The organism is Pseudomonas persica (assembly GCF_900291015.1).
Classification (GTDB): domain Bacteria; phylum Pseudomonadota; class Gammaproteobacteria; order Pseudomonadales; family Pseudomonadaceae; genus Aquipseudomonas.
This window is the reverse complement of record NZ_OLKL01000295.1, coordinates 1-246: the sequence shown is the minus strand read 5'-3', so window position 1 is coordinate 246 and position 246 is coordinate 1. Positions and strand designations below refer to the sequence as shown.

Here is a 246-nt window from a genome sequence, read left to right as displayed (position 1 = left end):
CTAGAAAGGAATGTGATGATATGAGTATTTTAGCAATCAGCGCAATAGTAGTATTTATTTTACTATTTTCAATTTTTGTGGGAGCACCTGTGGCATTTGCTTTGGGATTCACCGCTGCTGCTTCAATAGTATTATTTATTGAACCTTCACAATTAGCTAATATAGGTGCCATAGCATTCAAACAAACTACCAGTATAAATCAATTAGTTATACCATTATTTGTATTAATGGCAGAAATATTAGCTC

1 pseudogene is annotated in these 246 nt (G+C 32.5%); it reads left to right on the top strand.

Annotated features, from left to right (window positions below):
- Positions 1–20: 20 nt before the first annotated feature.
- Positions 21–246: pseudogene (locus FQ664_RS26640) on the top strand (hypothetical protein); the annotation flags it as partial.